We start from the raw sequence: 16,463 nt of genomic DNA on the forward strand, positions 1-16,463 counted from the left end.
ACGATGAAAAACTCCATGATTTCCGACAAGGCGGCTGTCTACGCAATCTCGAAGGAGGATGCACTGACCCGGTTGTCAGCAGAGTATGATGCCCTGTTTACGCAGAAACGCTTCGGTGATGCTCACGGCGTAGCGTTGGCAATGCGGATCATCCGCAGCTTAGATTTACACATTCTCACCCAAAAGGAATGGAGGGAGAGCAGACGATGAGCAAGACTTATCCACCCGACAACTCAGGTGTGTGCCCCTGCACCTGCGGGGCCCTGCCCTACGGTGTCGGGGTGAGGACTGACGGGACGGTCGGGCTGACCAAGTACCGCAAGAGCAGCAGGTACGCAGCCGACGGAGGCTGGTCGGTGGTCTGCACCCGCTGCGGCAGGGTCGGCGAGCGCGGCAGCACGCAGATTGATGCAAAGGCCAGATGGAACGCGCACCGCTTCCGCTATGGCCCGCTGAAGGAGGAGGACAAATGAGCGCTACACCAATTGAGATCAGCGTGGGCGGCAGCCGATGGGCATCCAGCTGGGCGCAGGATCTTATGACCTGGGAGGACTTCACCGAAAGCCTGTCGGCCCGGATGTACAACAACGCCAGCACTGAGACCCACGCCGAGTACATGGCCCTGTCCAAGGCAGAGCAGGACAAGCGCAAGGACGTGGGCGGCTTTGTGGGCGGCAGCCTGCGGGACGGCCTGCGCCGCCGCGGCTGCTGCACCGGGCGCAGCCTGATCACGCTGGACATGGACGGCTGCGCCCCCGGCAGCACACAGCAGTGGGTGGCCGCCATCAAGGCCCTGGGCACAGCAGCGGTCTATTCCACCCGGAAGCACGACCCGGAGCACCCACGGCTGCGGGCCATCTTCCCCACCGACCGCGTGATGCAGCCAGAGGAGTACCAGCCCTGCGCCCGAATGGTGGCCCAGATGCTCGACCCCACCATGCAGGTGTTCGACAAAACCACCTTTGAAGCCGAGCGCCTGATGTACTGGCCCAGCCGCAGCAGCGACAGCCAGTGGGTCTGCGAGGCCACCGAGGACGGTGACCGGATCAGCGTGGACGACACCCTCTGGCTTTACGAGGACTGGCACGACGTGCGCCAATGGCCCGCCTGCTCCGCTGAGACGGTCAAGCTGCCCGGCGGCAAGCAAGCCGACCCCACCGCCAAGCAGGGCGTGGTGGGCGCTTTCTGCCGGACTTACGACGTGCCCGCAGCGATTGAGAAGTTTCTCCCCGGTGTGTACGTGGATGCAGGCGCAGGCCGCCTGACCTACGCCGCAGGCAGCACCACGGCGGGCGCGGTGCTTTACGACAAAGGCAACTTCATCTACAGCCACCACAGCACCGACCCCGCAGGCGGCAAGCTGCTGAATGCCTGGGATTTGGTGCGAATCCACCTCTTCGGTCAGCTGGATGCCGATGCCGCGCCGGGCACACCCGCAGCGTCCCTCCCCAGCTGGCAACAGATGCGGGCCCTGGCCGAGAACGACGGCCCCACGGCGGCCCTGCTGCGGCAGGAGACCGTAGACCACGCGATGGAGGGCTTCGAGCCGCTGCCCGAGGAGGACACCGACCCGGATAAGTGGCAGGAAAAGCTCGACCGCACCCAGAAGGGCGCGATTGCCTGCACCATTCAAAATGCTTGGCTCATCCTCGAGCACGACCCGGTGCTCAAAGGCCGGATCTGGTCGGATACCTTCTCGGAGCGGCTGCGGTGCAAGGGCCCCTTCCCCTGGAGCGACAAGACCCAGGAGCGGGACTGGAGCGACGAGGACGACGCTGGCGTGCGCTGGTATCTGGAGACGGCCTACCACTTCAGTGGGGTCAATAAAGCCGCCGACGCGGTGGCGCTGACCGGAGGCCGCCACGCCAAAGACCCGGTGCGGGAGTACCTGAGCGGGCTTACATGGGACGGCACCGAGCGGCTGGACACTCTGTTCATCGACTACTTAGGCGCGGAGGACAGCAGCTACACTCGCGCGGTCACCAGGAAGATGTTCGTTGCTGCGGTGGCCCGGTGTTTCCGCCCAGGCTGCAAGTTCGACCAGATCTGCATCCTCAGCGGCAAGCAGGGCATCGGCAAGAGCCTGCTCCTCAGCCGGATGGGCAAGGAGTGGTTCAACGACAGCATCACCAGCTTCGACGGCAAGGAGGCCCGGGAGAACCTGCGGGGTGTCTGGATCGTAGAGCTGGGCGAAATGACGGCTTTCAGCAGGAGCGAATCCGAGGCGGCCAAGCAGTTCCTGAGCCAGACGGAGGACAGATACCGGGCCGCTTATGGCCGGAGAACGGTGCAGTACCCCCGCAGGTGCGTGTTCTTCGGTACCTCCAACAGCTCCGATTTTCTCCGCGATGCCACCGGCAACCGCCGATATTGGCCCATAGATTGCAGCTACGAGCGGCGCACACGGGTCGTGCACGATGATCTGACCCCCGCAGAAGTGGATCAGCTGTGGGCCGAAGCGGTGGCCCGATTCAACGCGGGAGAGGAGCTGATCCTCCGGGATGAGCTGCAGAAGGCCGCTCTGGCAGAGCAGCAGGCGCACACCGAGCGCGACCCCTGGGAGGGCAGCATTCTCGATTTTCTGGACAAGCCCCTCCCTCTGGACTGGGCCAAGCGCACCATCGACGAGCGGGTCTGCTGGTGGGAGAACGGCCCCGCAGACCCTGCAACTGCCACCCAGCAGCGCACCTCGATCTGCGTCAACGAGGTCTGGCGGGAGGTGCTCGACAGCACCGGAAAGGCCCCCGACCGGCAGCAGTCCAAGCGCATTGCAGCCGTGCTGAATAGCCTCCCGGGGTGGGCTCCGGGCAAGTATCCCCAGCGCTGCGGGCCCTACGGAATGCAGCGTATCTGGCGCAGAAAATCGGAGTAATTACCCGTTCAAAAACGAGCATACAGAACCCGCCGAAACCGCTTTGAAAAACATACTGAACATACAGAGCAGGTCGGCGAAACCGAGCATACAGAGAACTCGGCAAACATTAAGAAAACCGAAGAAAACAAGAGCAGCAGCAGCGGTCAAAACATACACAACATACAGCCAACATACAAAGGCCAAAAAGTTTGTATGCACGAAAAAGCGAGCATCCATGCGGGTTTTCAGGCCAAAACATACTCAACATACACACTTTTTCTCTTTAAAGGGAAAAATCAAAGGAAATAAGAGCGCACGCGCATACACGTGAGAGCTTTATATTCTTCGCGTGAGGGTTTTATAGGATTTGAGTATGTTTGTATGTTCAGCCCAAGCACGAAAGGAGAAACTAAAATGCCGACAAATAAGCCCCTCGAGAAGAGCATCGAAAACGTCCTGCGCAAGGCCGTGGAGGCCGAGGGAGGTTTGTGCCTGAAGTGGGTGTGTCCCGGACACAGAGGTGTACCTGACCGGATGATCCTCTTCCACGGCGGCATCATCGCCTTTGTGGAACTCAAGCGACCCGGGGCAAAGGTCAAGGCGGGAGGATTGCAGGAGTGGTGGCGAGAGAAGATCCAGAGCTTTGGCTTCCCATGCCACGAGGTTAACGACAAATACCAAGCGCAGCAGTTGGCCGCAGACCTCAGCGCCGAGAGCCTCCGGCGGCAGACGGAAGATGAAGAGGCTATGAAAGCATGGCACTTCATCGGAGACCACAGCGAAGGGCCTGACGATGAGGAGAGCGACGACTGACACGCTGCCCTAAAAGAAACGGAGGTCAAAGCAATGCAGCAGTTTCACCCGCACCCGTATCAGCAGGCGGGCATCGAAGCGATCCTCGAGAAGCCCGGGGTGGCGCTCTGGATGGAGATGGGCCTGGGTAAGACGGTGGTCACGTTGACCGCCATCGACCAGCTGATCTACGACCGGCTGGAGATCAGCAGAGCGCTCATCATCGCCCCGAAGAAAGTAGCCGAAGCCACCTGGCAGGATGAGGCAGAGAAATGGGAGCACCTGCAGCACCTGCGCATTTCCACCGTGCTGGGCACAGAGAAGCAGCGCAAAGCCGCACTGGAAGCCCCAGCGGATATTTACATCATCAACCGCGAGAACGTCCCCTGGCTGGTTCACACACTGGGCCGGGGCTGGAACTTTGACATGGTGGTTCTGGACGAGGCATCCAGCTTCAAGAACCACGCCGCCCAGCGGTTCAAAGCCCTCAAGGCGGTGCGTCCCCGCATCCACAAAGTGGTCGAGTTGACCGGCACGCCAAGGCCCAACAGCCTGCTCGACCTCTGGGCCCAGATCTACCTGCTCGACCAAGGGGAGCGGCTGGGCCGGTACATCACCCACTACCGGCAGGCCTACTTCTGGCCCACCGAGTACAGCTACGAGCCCCGGGAGGGTGCCGCCGAGACGGTGGAGAGCCGCATCAAGGACATCGTCCTGAGCTTCAAAGCCGCCGACCACCTGACCCTGCCGGAGAAGATCACCGACGACATCCCCGTGGTGCTGGACAAGCCCGCCAAGGCGGCCTACAAGAAGCTGGAGAAGAACTACCTGCTGGAGGTGGACGGCGAGACCATCACCGCCCAGCAGGCGGCCGCCCTGACCGGCAAGCTGCTCCAGCTGTGCAACGGCAGCCTGTACGACGAGGACGGCACGGTGCACCAGATCCACCGGTGCAAGCTGGATGCTTTCGATGAGCTCATCGACGCGCTGGACGGCCAGAAAGCCCTCGTGTTTTACGGTTTCCGCTTCGACGAGGAACAGCTCACCGAGACCCTGAGAGCCCGCCACAAGGGCCTCAGATTCGCCGTGCTGCGCTCCGGGCAGGATGCCGCAGACTGGAACACAGGAAAGCTGGACGTTCTGCTGGCCCAGCCCGCCAGCTGCGCCTACGGACTGAACCTGCAGCAGGGCGGTCACCACCTGATCTGGTACAGCCTGCCCTGGAGCCTGGAGCTTTACGCCCAGGGCGAAGCGCGGCTCTACCGCCAGGGCCAGACCCAGAGCGTCATCGTTCACCGGCTGATCGTCAAGGGTGGTGCCGACGAGATGGTGGTCAAGGCGCTGAACCGCAAGGACACCGACCAGAACAGCCTGATGCAGGCCGTCAAGACCCACATCAAGGCGGCGCAGAGAGGAGACAGCAAGTGAGTATTCGGGCATTCCGCAGACTTCCCCGCGCCCAGCGGCGGGGCTTCATTGACACGATCACCGACCCGCTGACCCGCCGGGCCTTCGAGATCGTTTTTCTCGGGCCGGGCAAGGTCAGCTGGCAAAAAGCGGCACTGCTCTACGGTGGCGGCATATCCCCTGAGACCTTGCGGGTCTGGGCCTGGAAGGAGCTGCAGCGCCTCTGAGAGCCGCGCAGCACCCAAGGCGGCAAACTTCCCGCAACGCACTCAAGAGCCCCGCACAGAAGCCCGCAGGGGCCGCTGTGCGCAAGTCATAACGTTTTCACAGCAAAACCCATGCTATGCTCTTCTGGATAACACACAGGAGGACAGAGCATGGGTTTTTCTAACGAGAGGATGAGGACAGGGCAGCTGGTGAACTGGTTCCTGCTGGACGGCCTCGAGCTGACCCCGGCGGGATACCCTGTCACCCAGGCCCTGTCACTGCCCTTCGGGGTTGACCACCTGATCGGCTTCAACGAGCTTCTGACCTGCAAGCACCCGGAGAACGCAGGCGTGCACTTTTTCCTCGATGACTACCAGTTCGAGCGATTCTGGAGGATGCCGGAGCGGTACCTCTACGCGCTGGAGAAGTGCCCGCTGGTCATCGGCCCGGACTTCTCGCTTTACACCGACTTCCCCGCGCCCATCCAGCACTGGAACCACTACCGGAACCAGCTGCTGACCGCATGGCTTCAGCACAACGGTGTCTGCACCATTCCCACCGCAAGCTGGTCGGACGAGGACAGCTTCCGCTGGTGCTTCGACGGCATCAGCAAGGGCGGCGCGGTGGCTGTGAGCACGGTGGGATGCCTGGTGCACAAGGACGCACTGCAAGGGCTCCTGCGTGGCGTGGCGGAGCTGATCCGGCAGACCGAGCCGGAGGAGCTGCTGGTCTACGGCAAAGTGCCGCAGGAGATGGCAGCGATGCTCCGGGAGCACAACGTAGCCTGGCAGGCATTCCCGCACAGCATGGCGGCCCGCGTCAGGGCCAGAGAGGAGGCGCAGTAATGGGCGGCAGAGGCAGCAGCATGAAAGGTTCCCAGGGCATGGGAGGCGGCGCAGGAGCGCCCGCAGCAGCCGCACAGGCAATGCCCACGATTCAGGCGGCACCTGCTGTTCAGGCAGCACCGGCAGTTCAGGCAGCACCGGCAGTTCAAGCAGCGCCCCAGCAGGCAGGCCCGCCCACCGGTGCAAACGGCTTCGGCCACCTGACACCGCAGCAGGTCTCCGCGATGGAGAGCGCCGCACAGCGGCAGATGATGCGTGACCCGGCACTGGCAGCAGGCGTGACCGACTACATCAACCCGGTCATGCAGAGCAACGGCAAGGCGTTGAGCCAGAACGCCAACTGGGCAGCAGCCAACGGGCTGCCCCTGACTAAGCGGCAGCAGGCCATGATGGATGCAGTGGACAAGCTGGCAAAGCCCATCGGGCAGGAAACCACCCTGTACCGCGCCGACCACGACGATTTCCTGAAGCGCCTGAAGATCAACAACTACCAGAGCATGAGCGACAGCCAGCTGCGCAAGGCGCTGGTGGGCAAGACCTGGACGAACGACTGTCTGGAGTCCACAGCCTACGACAGCCGGGACAACCCCTTCTGGCCGCAGCCCGGCGGCAGGCGAAGCACCGGCAAACATGGCCAGGGTGGCTCCGTTTCCGGTAACCGTGAGGTGCTGATCCGGTATCACACCGCCAAGAGCACCCGGGCGGCGTTCATCCAGCCCAGCCAGTCGGAAGCCGTTCTGGCCGTTGGCACACACCACAAAATCACCGGTGTCCGGTCTACCCGCACCGGGCCCTCGCACACCCTCGGCTCTGGCAAGCGCGTGATTGAACTGGAAATCGAAGTGTGGTAAAATTAAATTGGAGGTATCTCACTATGGCGAAAATTTCCGCACAGAAGTTGAAAGAGATCGAAACCGCAGAGCAGAAGTTCCGGCCTCTTGACACCCCGAAAACGAGCCGCCCCTTCCCCAATCTGGGCATGGAGAAGCCCGCAGCCAAGAAGAAAGCCACCAAGGCGAAACCCAAGAAAAAGTAAGTCATAACGTTTTGCCCCCGCTTTTCATGTTACTCTTGACCGAGAAATTCACGGCCAAGGGAGGATTCACATGGGAGGCAGAGGCGGAAGCATGGGCGGCAGCCACGGCATGGGCGGAGGCGGCAGCGCAGGCGGTGCAGCGAAAGCAGCAGCACCGGCGCAGGCTGCACCCCAGACCCGCCAGCAGCAGCTGCTGGCACAGATCAAGGGCAACCCGGCGGCCCTGATGCAGATGAGTGATCAGGATGCGCTGGAAACGGTCAAGGCGATTGCTGCGCAGCCCATCGCAACGGATGGCACCCAGAATGACACCTTCTGTCAACGATGGTTGAATGCCACCGGACTGGCAAACGAGATGCCCGAGGTTCTGGATGATGTGGCTTTCGGCAAGGCCCGCCGCAAAGCAGGCGCAAACAAACTGTACCACAGTGATGCCCCCTATGACGGCAAGGCGACAACGGCAGTAAAGACCCTGCAGCAGCTTCAAACAGGCAAAACCGCATTTGCTTCTTTCGGCACCCACGGGAGCGGCACCTACCTCGACTATGACGCTGTTGGTAACGCCACTGTGTATGCAGGCACGCACGGCTCTCAGGTAAAGATGTTCCTGAATAACCATGCGCGCATAGCCAAAGCCGCTGATCTAAAACAAGCCAGAATCAATTTCGAGACAAAGCACCCCAAGACGTACCAATACCTAATCAGCAGCCATACAAATACGCAGTGGGGTAAAAGCGAATTGAAAACTATATGGCTGACAAGCTCCGGCTACAATGCGTACGACAACGGAGACTGGGGATACAAAGTCGCATACAGTCGAAAAGCCCTGACCATCTGTTCCACGATCAAGAGCAGACAACAGGTCGAGCGAAAGGGCACCAACTGGTGAGAACAAGGAGGACGACCATGGCAAATTACACCAACAACCAAGTAGAGACATTCATCTCTACCCGAGAAGCAGAACTCCGGAAAAAGGCCAAGACCCCCGGTGAACTCCGGGACTGCCGCTCTGTTGCAGCCATGGAATGGGACGCTCACACCGGACGCATTGAAAAAAGTGATCTCCCCAAGGGCTGGAAAGACCCCTACGCCAAGCTGGACAAGGCCGCAAAGGCCAAGCCCAAGACCACCAAGGCGAAAGCCAAAAAGTAAGTCGTAACGTTTTGCCATAGGTTCTCTGGTACAATTGCCAGAGAGCCTATTTTTATTTGCCCGGAGGGATTGCATGGAGAGCGTGAAACACCAAATCGAGTACAAACGGCTGGACGAAATCCGCCCCTATGACAACAACCCCCGGCGCAATGATGAGGCTGCAAAAGCCGTCGCCAACAGCATCAAAGAGTTTGGCTTTCAGTCCCCCATCATCGTGGACAGGGACGGCGTGATCATCGCAGGGCACACCCGGTACAAGGCCGCCCGGAGGCTCAAGTTGCAGGAGGTGCCGGTCATCGTTGCGGCAGAGCTCGACCCGGAAAAGGTCAAGGCTCTGCGCATCGCAGACAACTCCACCGGCGAAGTTGCCGAGTGGGATCTGCAGCTTCTGGTGCAGGAGCTGACCGGCATCGACTACGATATGACCGACTTCGGCCTGAACCTCCAGATCAAGATCGACGAGGAGGTCAAGGAGGACGACTTCAGCGCAGAGCCCCCGGAGCAGCCGGTCACCCAGCGGGGAGACATCTGGCTGCTGGGCGAACACCGGGTCATGTGCGGCGACAGCACCAGCCCGCAGGACGTGGAGCAGCTCATGGACGGCCAGCTGGCCGACCTGCTGCTCACCGACCCGCCCTACAACGTGAACTATCAGGGCTCGAACGGCAAGAAGATCGAGAACGACAACATGGCAGAAAGCCAGTTCCGGCAGTTCCTGCTTCAGGCATATAGTCGGGCCTTTGAGGCCTGCCGCACCGGTGCCAGCGCGTACATATTCCACGCAGACACGGAGGGCGAGGCCTTCCGGGCCATGTTCCGGGAGGCAGGCTGGGGCCTGCACGGATGTCTGGTCTGGGTCAAGAACAGCCTCGTTCTCGGCCACAGCGACTACCAGTGGCAGCACGAGCCCTGCCTGTATGGCTGGAAGCCCGGCGCAAACCACTACTTTGTCAACGACCGCAGCCAGACCACTGTCATCGACGACGCAAAGCCAGACGACCTGCGGCACATGAAGAAAGACCAGCTGCTGGAGTGGGCCATCAAAGCCCAGGAGCTGCTGACCCAGAAGCCCAGCAGCGTCATCCGCTGTGACAAGCCGCCCCGCAATGCAGAGCACCCCACCATGAAGCCGGTGGTGCTCTGCGGCAAGTTGATCAAAAACAGCTCCCTGCCTGGGCAGACCGTGCTCGATCTGTTCGGCGGCAGCGGTTCTACGCTGATCGCTTGTGAGCAGCTGAGCCGGAAGTGCTACACCATGGAGTACGACCCGCGCTATGTGGACGTGATCGTCCAGCGCTGGGAGGACTTCACCGGTGAAAAGGCCGTCCGTCTGAAATAACCATTCCCCTGCCGGGGCCGGTTTTCTACTCCTTTCCCGCCCCGGCATTTTTCATAGCCAAAACGGTGCACACTCGGGTCATCCTCCGCCCGTAGGGTTCCTCCAGAGTGGAACCAGTGTGCGCCGTTTTCTCATACGGAGGTGAAACCTTGGCACGAGAATCCCAAATCGGAAAATGGAACAGCCCCAGCGGACTGCTGCGTCTGCAGCGGCTGGCAATGCACGGCCTGACGCAGGCGGAGATCTGCGAGCAGATCGGCGTACCGGTGCGCACTTTCCGGCGCTGGTGCACTCAAGACCCGCGTATCAAGAAGGCAATCAGCGTAGGTGCAGAGGCCGCGCTGGCCAGCGTGGAGAATGCCCTGTTCAAGAAAGCCCAGAGCGGAGACCTGGGCGCAATGTGTTTCTTTTTGAAAAACCGTGACCCCGAGCACTGGAGCGAGCACCCAGAGCTGCGCGGCTACGATGGAAAGGTGGTGTTCGTGGATGACATACCAAAGACGGCAGCCCCCAAACCTGCTCAAGCAGCAACTGAAACTCAGCAGCCTGATCATCCCTGAATACTACGCCGCCCACACCGCCATCTGGTCAGGTGAGTATAACGAGTATCTGGGCGATGGTGGACGCGGCAGCTTGAAGTCCACCTTTGCAGCCACCGAAGTGGTGCTACTCGTCATGCGGGTGCCGAACATCCACGCGGTCGTCCTGCGCAAGGTCGGCAACACCATTGCCACCAGCGTCTGGCCGGAGTACAACCGCGTGATTGACCGGATGGGCATCCGGCATCTCTGGAAGCAGACCAAGAAGCCGTACACTCTGACCTATGTTCCCACCGGGCAGACCATCCAGTTCTACGGTCTGGACGACCCTGGCAAGTTGAAATCCATCGCTGTTCCGTTTGGCTATTTCGGTGTGATGCATTTTGAGGAGTTCGACCAATACGATGGGCCCGAAGAGATACGAAACGTAGAGCAGTCGGTGTTCCGTGGTGGCCCCTTCAGCTTTTCTTTCAAGACCTTCAACTCCCCCGCCATGGCGCGGCATTGGGTCAACCGGTACAAGCGGGAGGCAAAGCCGAAGCAGTTCCGGCATCACACAACCTACCTGACCACCCCGCCCGAGTGGCTGGGCCCCCGCTTCTACGATGACGCAGAGACCCTGAAGCAGCGCGACCCGGTGGCCTACGCCCACGAGTATCTGGGCGAGGTGGTGGGCTGTGGCACTGCCGTGTTTGAGAATCTGGAGCTGCGGCCCATCACCAGTGAGGAGATCGCAGGCTTCGACCGCCGCTACTACGGCCTGGACTTCGGCTGGTATCCCGACCCGAACCACTTTGGCGGCATGGCCTATCAGCACGCCCAGCAGACCCTGTACATCTTCGAGGAGCACAGGGCGCAGAAGGAGACCGATGCCCAGCTGGCCGAGGCACTGCGCCGACACCTGCACGACGAGATCATCGGCGATAGTGCGGCCAATCGCTCAATCGCTACACTGCGCGATCTGGGCTTTGACCGGCTGCGGGGCTGCCGGAAGTACGCAGCACACGGCGGCACGTCCGTCACCGACGGCATGAAGTGGCTGCAAAGCCGCGCAAAGATCGTCATTGACCCCCAGCGCTGTCCGTGGACGGCCCGGGAGTTTTCCGAGTATGAGTACGCCATCGACAAAAAGACCGGCGACGTGATGCCGGGGTATGTTGATGCAGCGAACCACAGCATCGATATGACACGCTACGCCATGGAGCCCGTCTGGCAAAAGAGAGGTGTTCAAAACGCATGATAAACCACGCAGATATTGAGAATATCATCGGTTGCAAGACCCTTGTCACTGACCGGATGCAGCGGGCTATCGAGGATTGGTACGATGCAGCCATCAACGGCCTGCCGCTGGACAAGAACCCGGAGACCCTGACCCTCGACCTGCCCGCGCTGATCTGCGCCGAGCTGGCCCGGCTGACGACACTCGAGCTGGAAGCCACAGTGGAGGGCAGTGACCGCGCGGATTGGATCAACACCCGGCTGCAGCGGGTGCTCACGCCCCGCAAACGGCGCATTTTTACGGTGGCGCTGGCCCTGGGCAGCGGCATCTGGAAACCCTACCAGAGCGGCAACAAGCTGGGCATCTCTTTTGCAAACGCAACCCGGTACTTCCCGGTCGCCCACGATGTCGAGGGCAGTTTGACCGAGGGCGTGTTCATCGACACCATCCAGGAGGACGACAGCTACTACCACCGTTTGGAGTGGATGCACGTTCTGGAGCGCCGACAGGATCTGCGAGATGCCGAGCTGGCGCAACTGGAGGACTATGACCTCGCAGCACCTACACAGTTTCCCTGCATCAAGGTGGTAAACCTTGCCTTCTGCAGTGCGACCCAGGACAGCCTCGGCAGCCCGGAGGATCTGAGCATCCGCCCGGAGTGGGACGAGATCGAGCCCGTAGCCTATCTGACCGGGCAGGAGACGCTGCCCGTGGGCTATTTCGTGACCCCTATCGTCAACAGCGTTGATCCCGATAGTGAGCTGGGGGCTGCCGTGTTCGAGCCCGCCCGCAGGCAGATCATTGATGCCGACGAGCAGTACACCCGGCTGGACTGGGAGTACGAGGGCGGAGAACTGGCCGTGGACACCGACGAGAAGTTCCTCAAGCCCAGCGCCACCGGGCAGCAGCTCTCCAAGGCGCAGGCGCTGAAGGAATACGGCGTACCGCCGGAAGCCATTGACCACACTGCCCCGCACCACAGAGAGCGGCTGTTCCACGGCATCAACGTCAACACCGGCATCACCGACAGCACCCCTTTCTATCAGGTGTTCTCCCCCGCCCTGCGGGACGGAAGCTACCTGACCGGTCTGAACCAGTATCTGCGCAACGTGGAAAGCCATGCGGGCCTGAGCTTTGGTGTGATCTCGCAGGTAGCGGACGTAGAAAAGACCGCCACCGAGATTGTCAACAGCAAGCAGAAGCTGTACGCCACGGTGTCCGACCTTCAGGCAGCACTGGAGGACGCGCTGCGAGGGCTGATCAGTGCCTTAGACTATTGGGCCGACCACATCCCCGGAGCGCCGGGCAAGGGCAAGCTGAACATTGCCTTCAAGTGGGATGACAGCATCATCCTCGACCGGCTCACCGAGATGGCCCAGTGGCAGCAGGAGGTCAGCATGGGTCTCCGCAGCAAGGCAGAGTACCGGATGCACTTCTTTGGTGAAGATGAGGAGACCGCTACACAGGCAGTGCGGGCCATTCAGCAGGAGGCCGGGGCTGCGGATATCTTGAAGGGAGTGCTGGACAATGGCGACGGCTAAAACCAATAGGGCCCTGCAGGCCGAGCGGATGGCGCAGGCAGCTGACCGGCTGGATTTTCTGGCAGCCAACGCCCGCATTTTGCGAGACCCCGCTGTGTGGGGCCAGTATCACGAGGCAGTACACACCGCCGAGCTTCTGGGCTTCACGGTGACCCAGACAGGCGGCAAGCATGAGGTGCACCCATGCTGACACCGGACGAGGTCAACGGCTATGCCGGGCTCATGGCAGCACCGTGGGACGAGCTGAGCGAGCGCATCCTGCGTGACATGGTGCGCCGGATCGTCAAGACCGGCAGCGTTACGGCAACCGCACAATGGCAAAGCTACCGCGCCCAGGCGCTGGGAGCCAGCCGTGCATACCTCCTCCAGCAGATGCAGGCCATCGTGCAGCAGCTGGGGCCCCAGGAGGCCGCTGTGTTTGCCCAGGCAATGAAACAGGCCTACGGCATCGACGTGCAGGATGCAGCCGCAGCAGGCCGCTCTCTGGCCCCTCTTGGCGAGAGCGAAGAGGCACAGCAGATCATCCAGAGCGGCTATCGGCGCACCATGAACACCCTGTACAATCTGACCCAGACCCGGGCCGTGATGGGCAACCAGAACATGGTGGAGACCACCCAGCGGCAGCTGGCGTATTACCTCGACATGGCCCACGCCGATGCCGTCAGCGGAGCGTTCAGCTCGGACGATTCTGCCAGGCGGGCGCTCAACGAGCTGGCGGCCAAGGGCGTGGGGGCCATCACCTATCCCAGCGGCCACATGGACAGTCTGGACGTGGTGGTTCTTCGGGCCACCCGCACCGGTATCAACCAAACCGCCGGAGAGATCACCCGCTTTAACGCGGATCAGTTGGAGTGCGACCTGATGGAGCTGGATGCCCACGTCGGTGCGCGCACCGGGGACGGCGGGCAGAACCTGACAAACCACAGCTGGTGGCAGGGCCAGATTGTCAGCCGGAGCGGCAAGCACGGCTACCTCTCACTGGACGACATCGGCTACGGAGACGTGCGCGGCTTTATGGGGGCCAACTGCGCTCACAACTGGAGCATGTACTGGGAGGGCGCAAGTGTGCGAAGCTACACGCCCGAGAGGCTGGCCGCAATCAACGCAGCTACTGTATCCTACAACGGCAAGGAGATCGGACGGTACAAAGCAACCCAGATGCAGCGTGCCCAGGAGCGCCAGATCAGGGCCGAGAAACGGGCCTTTCTGGTTGCCAAGGAAAGCGGCCAGAAGGACACAGAAAAGGCCGCAGCGGCCAAGCTGGCGGCCTCTCGAGACAAGCTGAAGGACTTCCTCCAGCAGACCGGGCTCAAGCAGTATCAGCTGCGAGAAAGCGTGCCCGGCTTTGGCCGCAGCGAGGCCTCCAGCGCAGCAGCCCAGGCGAGAAAATGAGTCGTGCTGGACTTTCTGAAAAGGCCGTGTTATACTTCAGGCCAGAATAAAGGAGGTCTCACCCTATGAAAATCAAGAACCATGTCCAGGCGGGCATCGTCCTGCTCGCGCTGGCCGTCAGCTTGACCGCCTGTGGCAGCAGCGCTTCCAGCACTGCAAGCAGCGTGGCATCCAGCGTCCCGGCCAGTTCCGTGGCCGAGAGCACCGCACCAGAGGCAAAACCCGCCAGCACAGAATCCTCGCCGCTGGATGGCATCAGCTTTAGAGCGGATAAAGTCCGGAATGATACCACCGGGAAATGGCGTATTTCGCTGATCGCAGAGAACATCGACATGAGCGAGTATGCCCTGGACTACTACAAGCAATATTTCACGGACGACAGCGAGATTCACTTCATCGTTAACTTCAACTACAACACGACCACCAAAATCATGGTGATGGGCGGCGACCTGGACGTAACCGTACAGGAGTACGTTGCCAAGGAAGAGCACGACGCAAAGATGCTGGGCAGCGGAACTGTGCTGGCCGAATATTTTGTGAACATCGAAACCGGCGAGCTCGAGAAAGTCCGATAAATAAAACATCGAAAACGCCCTGAAGGAATGCACCTCCATAACGCGCACATACGAACTCAATGTGCGGCTCATCAAGATGTGTTTCGTGATGACAGTAGAAAAGGCCCGTAGGTTAAACGCCTACGGGCCTTTTCTGTTACTTATTTACCGGCTCTGCGTAACCCATCAGCCCTATAATACACCGTCCGCTGAATATACGCAGAATCATCAGCAATGGCTCGCACAGAAGTATTATTGGACTGAATCTGAAATGCGCCAAGTATAAATTTTTGCAAGCTATCCACGCTATACTTCTGCACATTCACGCCGAAAAAATTAACCAGTATATCAATGACGGTTTCTTCGTGCTGTGAAAACTGACACGGATAAACCTTATGCTCTGGAATGAAGTACACCCAGAAAGTAAACCGCATCTTGTCGTATCCCGCTTTCAAGTCGAGGCAAACCGTATCTGTTTTCAAAAACCGAATCGCCTGATCCGTCAGCCGATTCAGCTCCCGTTCTCCGATGGTACATCCATCCGGGAATAGTTCTTCCATGAACTGCTGAAAACGCTGATCCCCAGATTTCCCGTCAAACACATCATGCCAAACTGAGCCGTACTCCTTCACCAGTTCTTCTTTTCGCTCAAAAAGAATTGTACAGGCCAGCTTAACAAAGTTTGCAGGCGAATCGACCTTAAAATGTAAAGATTCCATCATTTCACCCCTTATACATCCCTACCGATTGAATGGTATGCGAACCAGTGACCGCGCCGCTCAGCCTGACCCTCGTGCCAGAACTGACCGCCCATCTCCGCACGGAATCCACGCATCACTGATCGCCTCCCTTATAGTCCACCACGTAGCCGTTATACACGAAGTGCTCTGCCGCCATGGCAGCATCCAGAATCCGGTCTGCATACTCGGCAGCCTCCTCCGGGCTCTTGGTTCCGAGGGAGGCCCACTGGACACCCATCTTCACCGGGGTACCCTGCCGAGCAAAGTTGCAGTTGTGGATCTGGATGCCGTCCTCCGCAGAGAACTGCGCCTGAAGTGCAGCCAGCGCTTCGCCGTACACCTTCCAGTTGACTTTCTTCATAGATCAGCCCTCCTCAATTTGCCTTAATCAGAATGCCGTTGTCCAATGCGAACCACACACCATCGTCCTTCTGCACGGTCTTGCAACCCTGTGCCCGGAGCAGCTCCCGCATCTTCGACAGCTGGTGCTCGGTGCACTGCATCCAGAAGAATCCGGCGAAGTTGAACCACTCGCTGCTCTGGATATTGACGTGCTGGGCTTCCGCATAAATGCGGTTGAATGCGCTTGTTTTCATAGATCAGCCCTCCTTTACCAGTTCATAGTGTTTGATGCTGCCGTCCACGAATCTCCGGCCCTGCAGGATCTCCACGCTCTGGAGCAGGAACTCGAGGTGGGCCATATCGATGGCCCCGCAGGAGCCGGGGTCACGGAGCAGCTGCTCGGCCAGCGCGTCCTGCATTGTGACGGTGTAGCAGGTCTCCCCGACGATCTTCTCACCGTTCTCGATCTCTGCGGTGTCGTAAGTGATGTTCAGCTTCTTCATG

General features: G+C 60.3%; 22 protein-coding genes. 18 read left to right on the plus strand and 4 right to left on the minus strand.

What is annotated here, in order from left to right; translation table 11 throughout:
- The first annotated feature begins 3 nt into the window (after positions 1 to 3).
- The 18 genes from MTP40_RS08665 to MTP40_RS08750 all read left to right on the plus strand — a co-directional run bounded on the left by MTP40_RS08665 (position 4) and on the right by MTP40_RS08750 (position 14,898).
- Positions 4 to 210 carry a hypothetical protein gene (locus MTP40_RS08665; protein ID WP_147322501.1) on the plus strand — a complete coding sequence of 69 codons (207 nt, stop codon included), beginning with the start codon at positions 4 to 6 and terminating at the stop codon, positions 208 to 210.
- A complete protein-coding gene (locus MTP40_RS08670; RefSeq protein ID WP_117533240.1) occupies positions 207 to 473 on the plus strand; it encodes a hypothetical protein in 267 nt (88 codons plus the stop codon). Before MTP40_RS08665 ends, MTP40_RS08670 begins: the two co-directional genes overlap by 4 nt.
- Positions 470 to 2,872, plus strand: coding sequence for a virulence-associated E family protein (locus MTP40_RS08675; RefSeq protein WP_207684116.1), 2,403 nt, complete (start codon positions 470 to 472; stop codon positions 2,870 to 2,872). Before MTP40_RS08670 ends, MTP40_RS08675 begins: the two co-directional genes overlap by 4 nt.
- A 396-nt stretch (positions 2,873 to 3,268) precedes the next feature.
- Complete coding sequence (locus tag MTP40_RS08680; RefSeq protein WP_249257147.1) at positions 3,269 to 3,667, plus strand: hypothetical protein; 399 nt, start codon at positions 3,269 to 3,271, stop codon at positions 3,665 to 3,667.
- A 33-nt stretch (positions 3,668 to 3,700) separates the two neighbouring features.
- Complete coding sequence (locus MTP40_RS08685; RefSeq protein WP_249257148.1) at positions 3,701 to 5,074, plus strand: DEAD/DEAH box helicase; 1,374 nt, start codon at positions 3,701 to 3,703, stop codon at positions 5,072 to 5,074.
- Positions 5,071 to 5,280 carry a hypothetical protein gene (locus tag MTP40_RS08690; protein WP_207684119.1) on the plus strand — a complete coding sequence of 70 codons (210 nt, stop codon included), beginning with the start codon at positions 5,071 to 5,073 and terminating at the stop codon, positions 5,278 to 5,280. The genes MTP40_RS08685 and MTP40_RS08690 overlap by 4 nt, the downstream gene beginning before the upstream one ends.
- A 150-nt stretch (positions 5,281 to 5,430) precedes the next feature.
- Positions 5,431 to 6,105 (plus strand): DUF4417 domain-containing protein, encoded by a 675-nt coding sequence (locus MTP40_RS08695; protein ID WP_207684120.1) that lies wholly within the window; start codon positions 5,431 to 5,433, stop codon positions 6,103 to 6,105.
- Positions 6,105 to 6,956: a hypothetical protein gene (locus MTP40_RS08700; RefSeq protein ID WP_207684121.1), complete on the plus strand. Its 852-nt coding sequence runs from the start codon at positions 6,105 to 6,107 to the stop codon at positions 6,954 to 6,956. Before MTP40_RS08695 ends, MTP40_RS08700 begins: the two co-directional genes overlap by 1 nt.
- 23 nt (positions 6,957 to 6,979) lie before the next feature.
- Positions 6,980 to 7,141: a hypothetical protein gene (locus tag MTP40_RS08705; RefSeq protein WP_207684122.1), complete on the plus strand. Its 162-nt coding sequence runs from the start codon at positions 6,980 to 6,982 to the stop codon at positions 7,139 to 7,141.
- A gap of 70 nt (positions 7,142 to 7,211) precedes the next feature.
- Complete coding sequence (locus tag MTP40_RS08710; RefSeq protein WP_207684123.1) at positions 7,212 to 8,030, plus strand: hypothetical protein; 819 nt, start codon at positions 7,212 to 7,214, stop codon at positions 8,028 to 8,030.
- A gap of 17 nt (positions 8,031 to 8,047) precedes the next feature.
- A complete protein-coding gene (locus MTP40_RS08715; protein ID WP_249257149.1) occupies positions 8,048 to 8,293 on the plus strand; it encodes a hypothetical protein in 246 nt (81 codons plus the stop codon).
- Between the two features lie 73 nt (positions 8,294 to 8,366).
- Positions 8,367 to 9,632, plus strand: a complete 1,266-nt coding sequence (locus tag MTP40_RS08720; protein ID WP_207684125.1) for a DNA modification methylase — start codon at positions 8,367 to 8,369, stop codon at positions 9,630 to 9,632.
- A gap of 149 nt (positions 9,633 to 9,781) precedes the next feature.
- Positions 9,782 to 10,192 carry a helix-turn-helix domain-containing protein gene (locus MTP40_RS08725; protein WP_117533246.1) on the plus strand — a complete coding sequence of 137 codons (411 nt, stop codon included), beginning with the start codon at positions 9,782 to 9,784 and terminating at the stop codon, positions 10,190 to 10,192.
- Entirely contained in the window at positions 10,119 to 11,411 is a 1,293-nt protein-coding gene (locus tag MTP40_RS08730) for a PBSX family phage terminase large subunit (protein WP_181967220.1), read from the plus strand. Before MTP40_RS08725 ends, MTP40_RS08730 begins: the two co-directional genes overlap by 74 nt.
- The gene (locus tag MTP40_RS08735) at positions 11,408 to 12,931 is read left to right on the plus strand and encodes a phage portal protein (RefSeq protein ID WP_249257150.1); all 1,524 of its coding nucleotides are present in this window, start codon (positions 11,408 to 11,410) and stop codon (positions 12,929 to 12,931) included. The genes MTP40_RS08730 and MTP40_RS08735 overlap by 4 nt, the downstream gene beginning before the upstream one ends.
- Entirely contained in the window at positions 12,918 to 13,121 is a 204-nt protein-coding gene (locus MTP40_RS08740) for a hypothetical protein (protein WP_207684127.1), read from the plus strand. The genes MTP40_RS08735 and MTP40_RS08740 overlap by 14 nt, the downstream gene beginning before the upstream one ends.
- On the plus strand, positions 13,115 to 14,323 hold the full coding sequence (locus MTP40_RS08745; RefSeq protein ID WP_249257151.1) for a phage minor capsid protein: 1,209 nt from the start codon (positions 13,115 to 13,117) through the stop codon (positions 14,321 to 14,323). The genes MTP40_RS08740 and MTP40_RS08745 overlap by 7 nt, the downstream gene beginning before the upstream one ends.
- A 65-nt stretch (positions 14,324 to 14,388) precedes the next feature.
- Positions 14,389 to 14,898 (plus strand): hypothetical protein, encoded by a 510-nt coding sequence (locus MTP40_RS08750; RefSeq protein WP_207684129.1) that lies wholly within the window; start codon positions 14,389 to 14,391, stop codon positions 14,896 to 14,898.
- 140 nt (positions 14,899 to 15,038) lie between these two features.
- On the opposite strand, the gene MTP40_RS08755 is transcribed toward MTP40_RS08750, so the two are convergent.
- From MTP40_RS08755 to MTP40_RS08770, 4 genes are all read right to left on the minus strand, one after another.
- Entirely contained in the window at positions 15,039 to 15,599 is a 561-nt protein-coding gene (locus MTP40_RS08755) for a hypothetical protein (RefSeq protein ID WP_207684130.1), read from the minus strand.
- Between the two features lie 112 nt (positions 15,600 to 15,711).
- On the minus strand, positions 15,712 to 15,978 hold the full coding sequence (locus tag MTP40_RS08760) for a hypothetical protein (protein ID WP_249257152.1): 267 nt from the start codon (positions 15,976 to 15,978) through the stop codon (positions 15,712 to 15,714).
- A 13-nt stretch (positions 15,979 to 15,991) separates the two neighbouring features.
- Positions 15,992 to 16,213, minus strand: a complete 222-nt coding sequence (locus MTP40_RS08765) for a hypothetical protein (RefSeq protein WP_207684132.1) — start codon at positions 16,211 to 16,213, stop codon at positions 15,992 to 15,994.
- Positions 16,214 to 16,216: 3 nt separating this feature from the next.
- Positions 16,217 to 16,462, minus strand: coding sequence for a hypothetical protein (locus tag MTP40_RS08770; protein WP_207684133.1), 246 nt, complete (start codon positions 16,460 to 16,462; stop codon positions 16,217 to 16,219).
- Position 16,463 lies beyond the last annotated feature (1 nt).

This window comes from Faecalibacterium sp. IP-3-29 (assembly GCF_023347335.1).
Taxonomy (GTDB): Bacteria; Bacillota; Clostridia; order Oscillospirales; family Ruminococcaceae; genus Faecalibacterium; species Faecalibacterium duncaniae.

Excerpts from the sequence above, each read along its gene's own strand:
- MTP40_RS08715 (WP_249257149.1), top strand. The coding sequence starts at position 8,048 with ATGGCAAATTACACCAACAACCAAGTAGAGACATTCATCTCTACCCGA.
- MTP40_RS08710 (WP_207684123.1), top strand. The coding sequence starts at position 7,212 with ATGGGAGGCAGAGGCGGAAGCATGGGCGGCAGCCACGGCATGGGCGGA.
- MTP40_RS08760 (WP_249257152.1), bottom strand. The coding sequence starts at position 15,978 with ATGAAGAAAGTCAACTGGAAGGTGTACGGCGAAGCGCTGGCTGCACTT.
- MTP40_RS08745 (WP_249257151.1), top strand. The coding sequence starts at position 13,115 with ATGCTGACACCGGACGAGGTCAACGGCTATGCCGGGCTCATGGCAGCA.
- MTP40_RS08765 (WP_207684132.1), bottom strand. The coding sequence starts at position 16,213 with ATGAAAACAAGCGCATTCAACCGCATTTATGCGGAAGCCCAGCACGTC.
- MTP40_RS08730 (WP_181967220.1), top strand. The coding sequence starts at position 10,119 with ATGACATACCAAAGACGGCAGCCCCCAAACCTGCTCAAGCAGCAACTG.
- MTP40_RS08720 (WP_207684125.1), top strand. The coding sequence starts at position 8,367 with ATGGAGAGCGTGAAACACCAAATCGAGTACAAACGGCTGGACGAAATC.
- MTP40_RS08675 (WP_207684116.1), top strand. The coding sequence starts at position 470 with ATGAGCGCTACACCAATTGAGATCAGCGTGGGCGGCAGCCGATGGGCA.
- MTP40_RS08740 (WP_207684127.1), top strand. The coding sequence starts at position 12,918 with ATGGCGACGGCTAAAACCAATAGGGCCCTGCAGGCCGAGCGGATGGCG.
- MTP40_RS08755 (WP_207684130.1), bottom strand. The coding sequence starts at position 15,599 with ATGATGGAATCTTTACATTTTAAGGTCGATTCGCCTGCAAACTTTGTT.
- MTP40_RS08695 (WP_207684120.1), top strand. The coding sequence starts at position 5,431 with ATGGGTTTTTCTAACGAGAGGATGAGGACAGGGCAGCTGGTGAACTGG.
- MTP40_RS08670 (WP_117533240.1), top strand. The coding sequence starts at position 207 with ATGAGCAAGACTTATCCACCCGACAACTCAGGTGTGTGCCCCTGCACC.
- MTP40_RS08735 (WP_249257150.1), top strand. The coding sequence starts at position 11,408 with ATGATAAACCACGCAGATATTGAGAATATCATCGGTTGCAAGACCCTT.
- MTP40_RS08685 (WP_249257148.1), top strand. The coding sequence starts at position 3,701 with ATGCAGCAGTTTCACCCGCACCCGTATCAGCAGGCGGGCATCGAAGCG.
- MTP40_RS08750 (WP_207684129.1), top strand. The coding sequence starts at position 14,389 with ATGAAAATCAAGAACCATGTCCAGGCGGGCATCGTCCTGCTCGCGCTG.
- MTP40_RS08770 (WP_207684133.1), bottom strand. The coding sequence starts at position 16,462 with ATGAAGAAGCTGAACATCACTTACGACACCGCAGAGATCGAGAACGGT.
- MTP40_RS08705 (WP_207684122.1), top strand. The coding sequence starts at position 6,980 with ATGGCGAAAATTTCCGCACAGAAGTTGAAAGAGATCGAAACCGCAGAG.
- MTP40_RS08680 (WP_249257147.1), top strand. The coding sequence starts at position 3,269 with ATGCCGACAAATAAGCCCCTCGAGAAGAGCATCGAAAACGTCCTGCGC.
- MTP40_RS08665 (WP_147322501.1), top strand. The coding sequence starts at position 4 with ATGAAAAACTCCATGATTTCCGACAAGGCGGCTGTCTACGCAATCTCG.
- MTP40_RS08700 (WP_207684121.1), top strand. The coding sequence starts at position 6,105 with ATGGGCGGCAGAGGCAGCAGCATGAAAGGTTCCCAGGGCATGGGAGGC.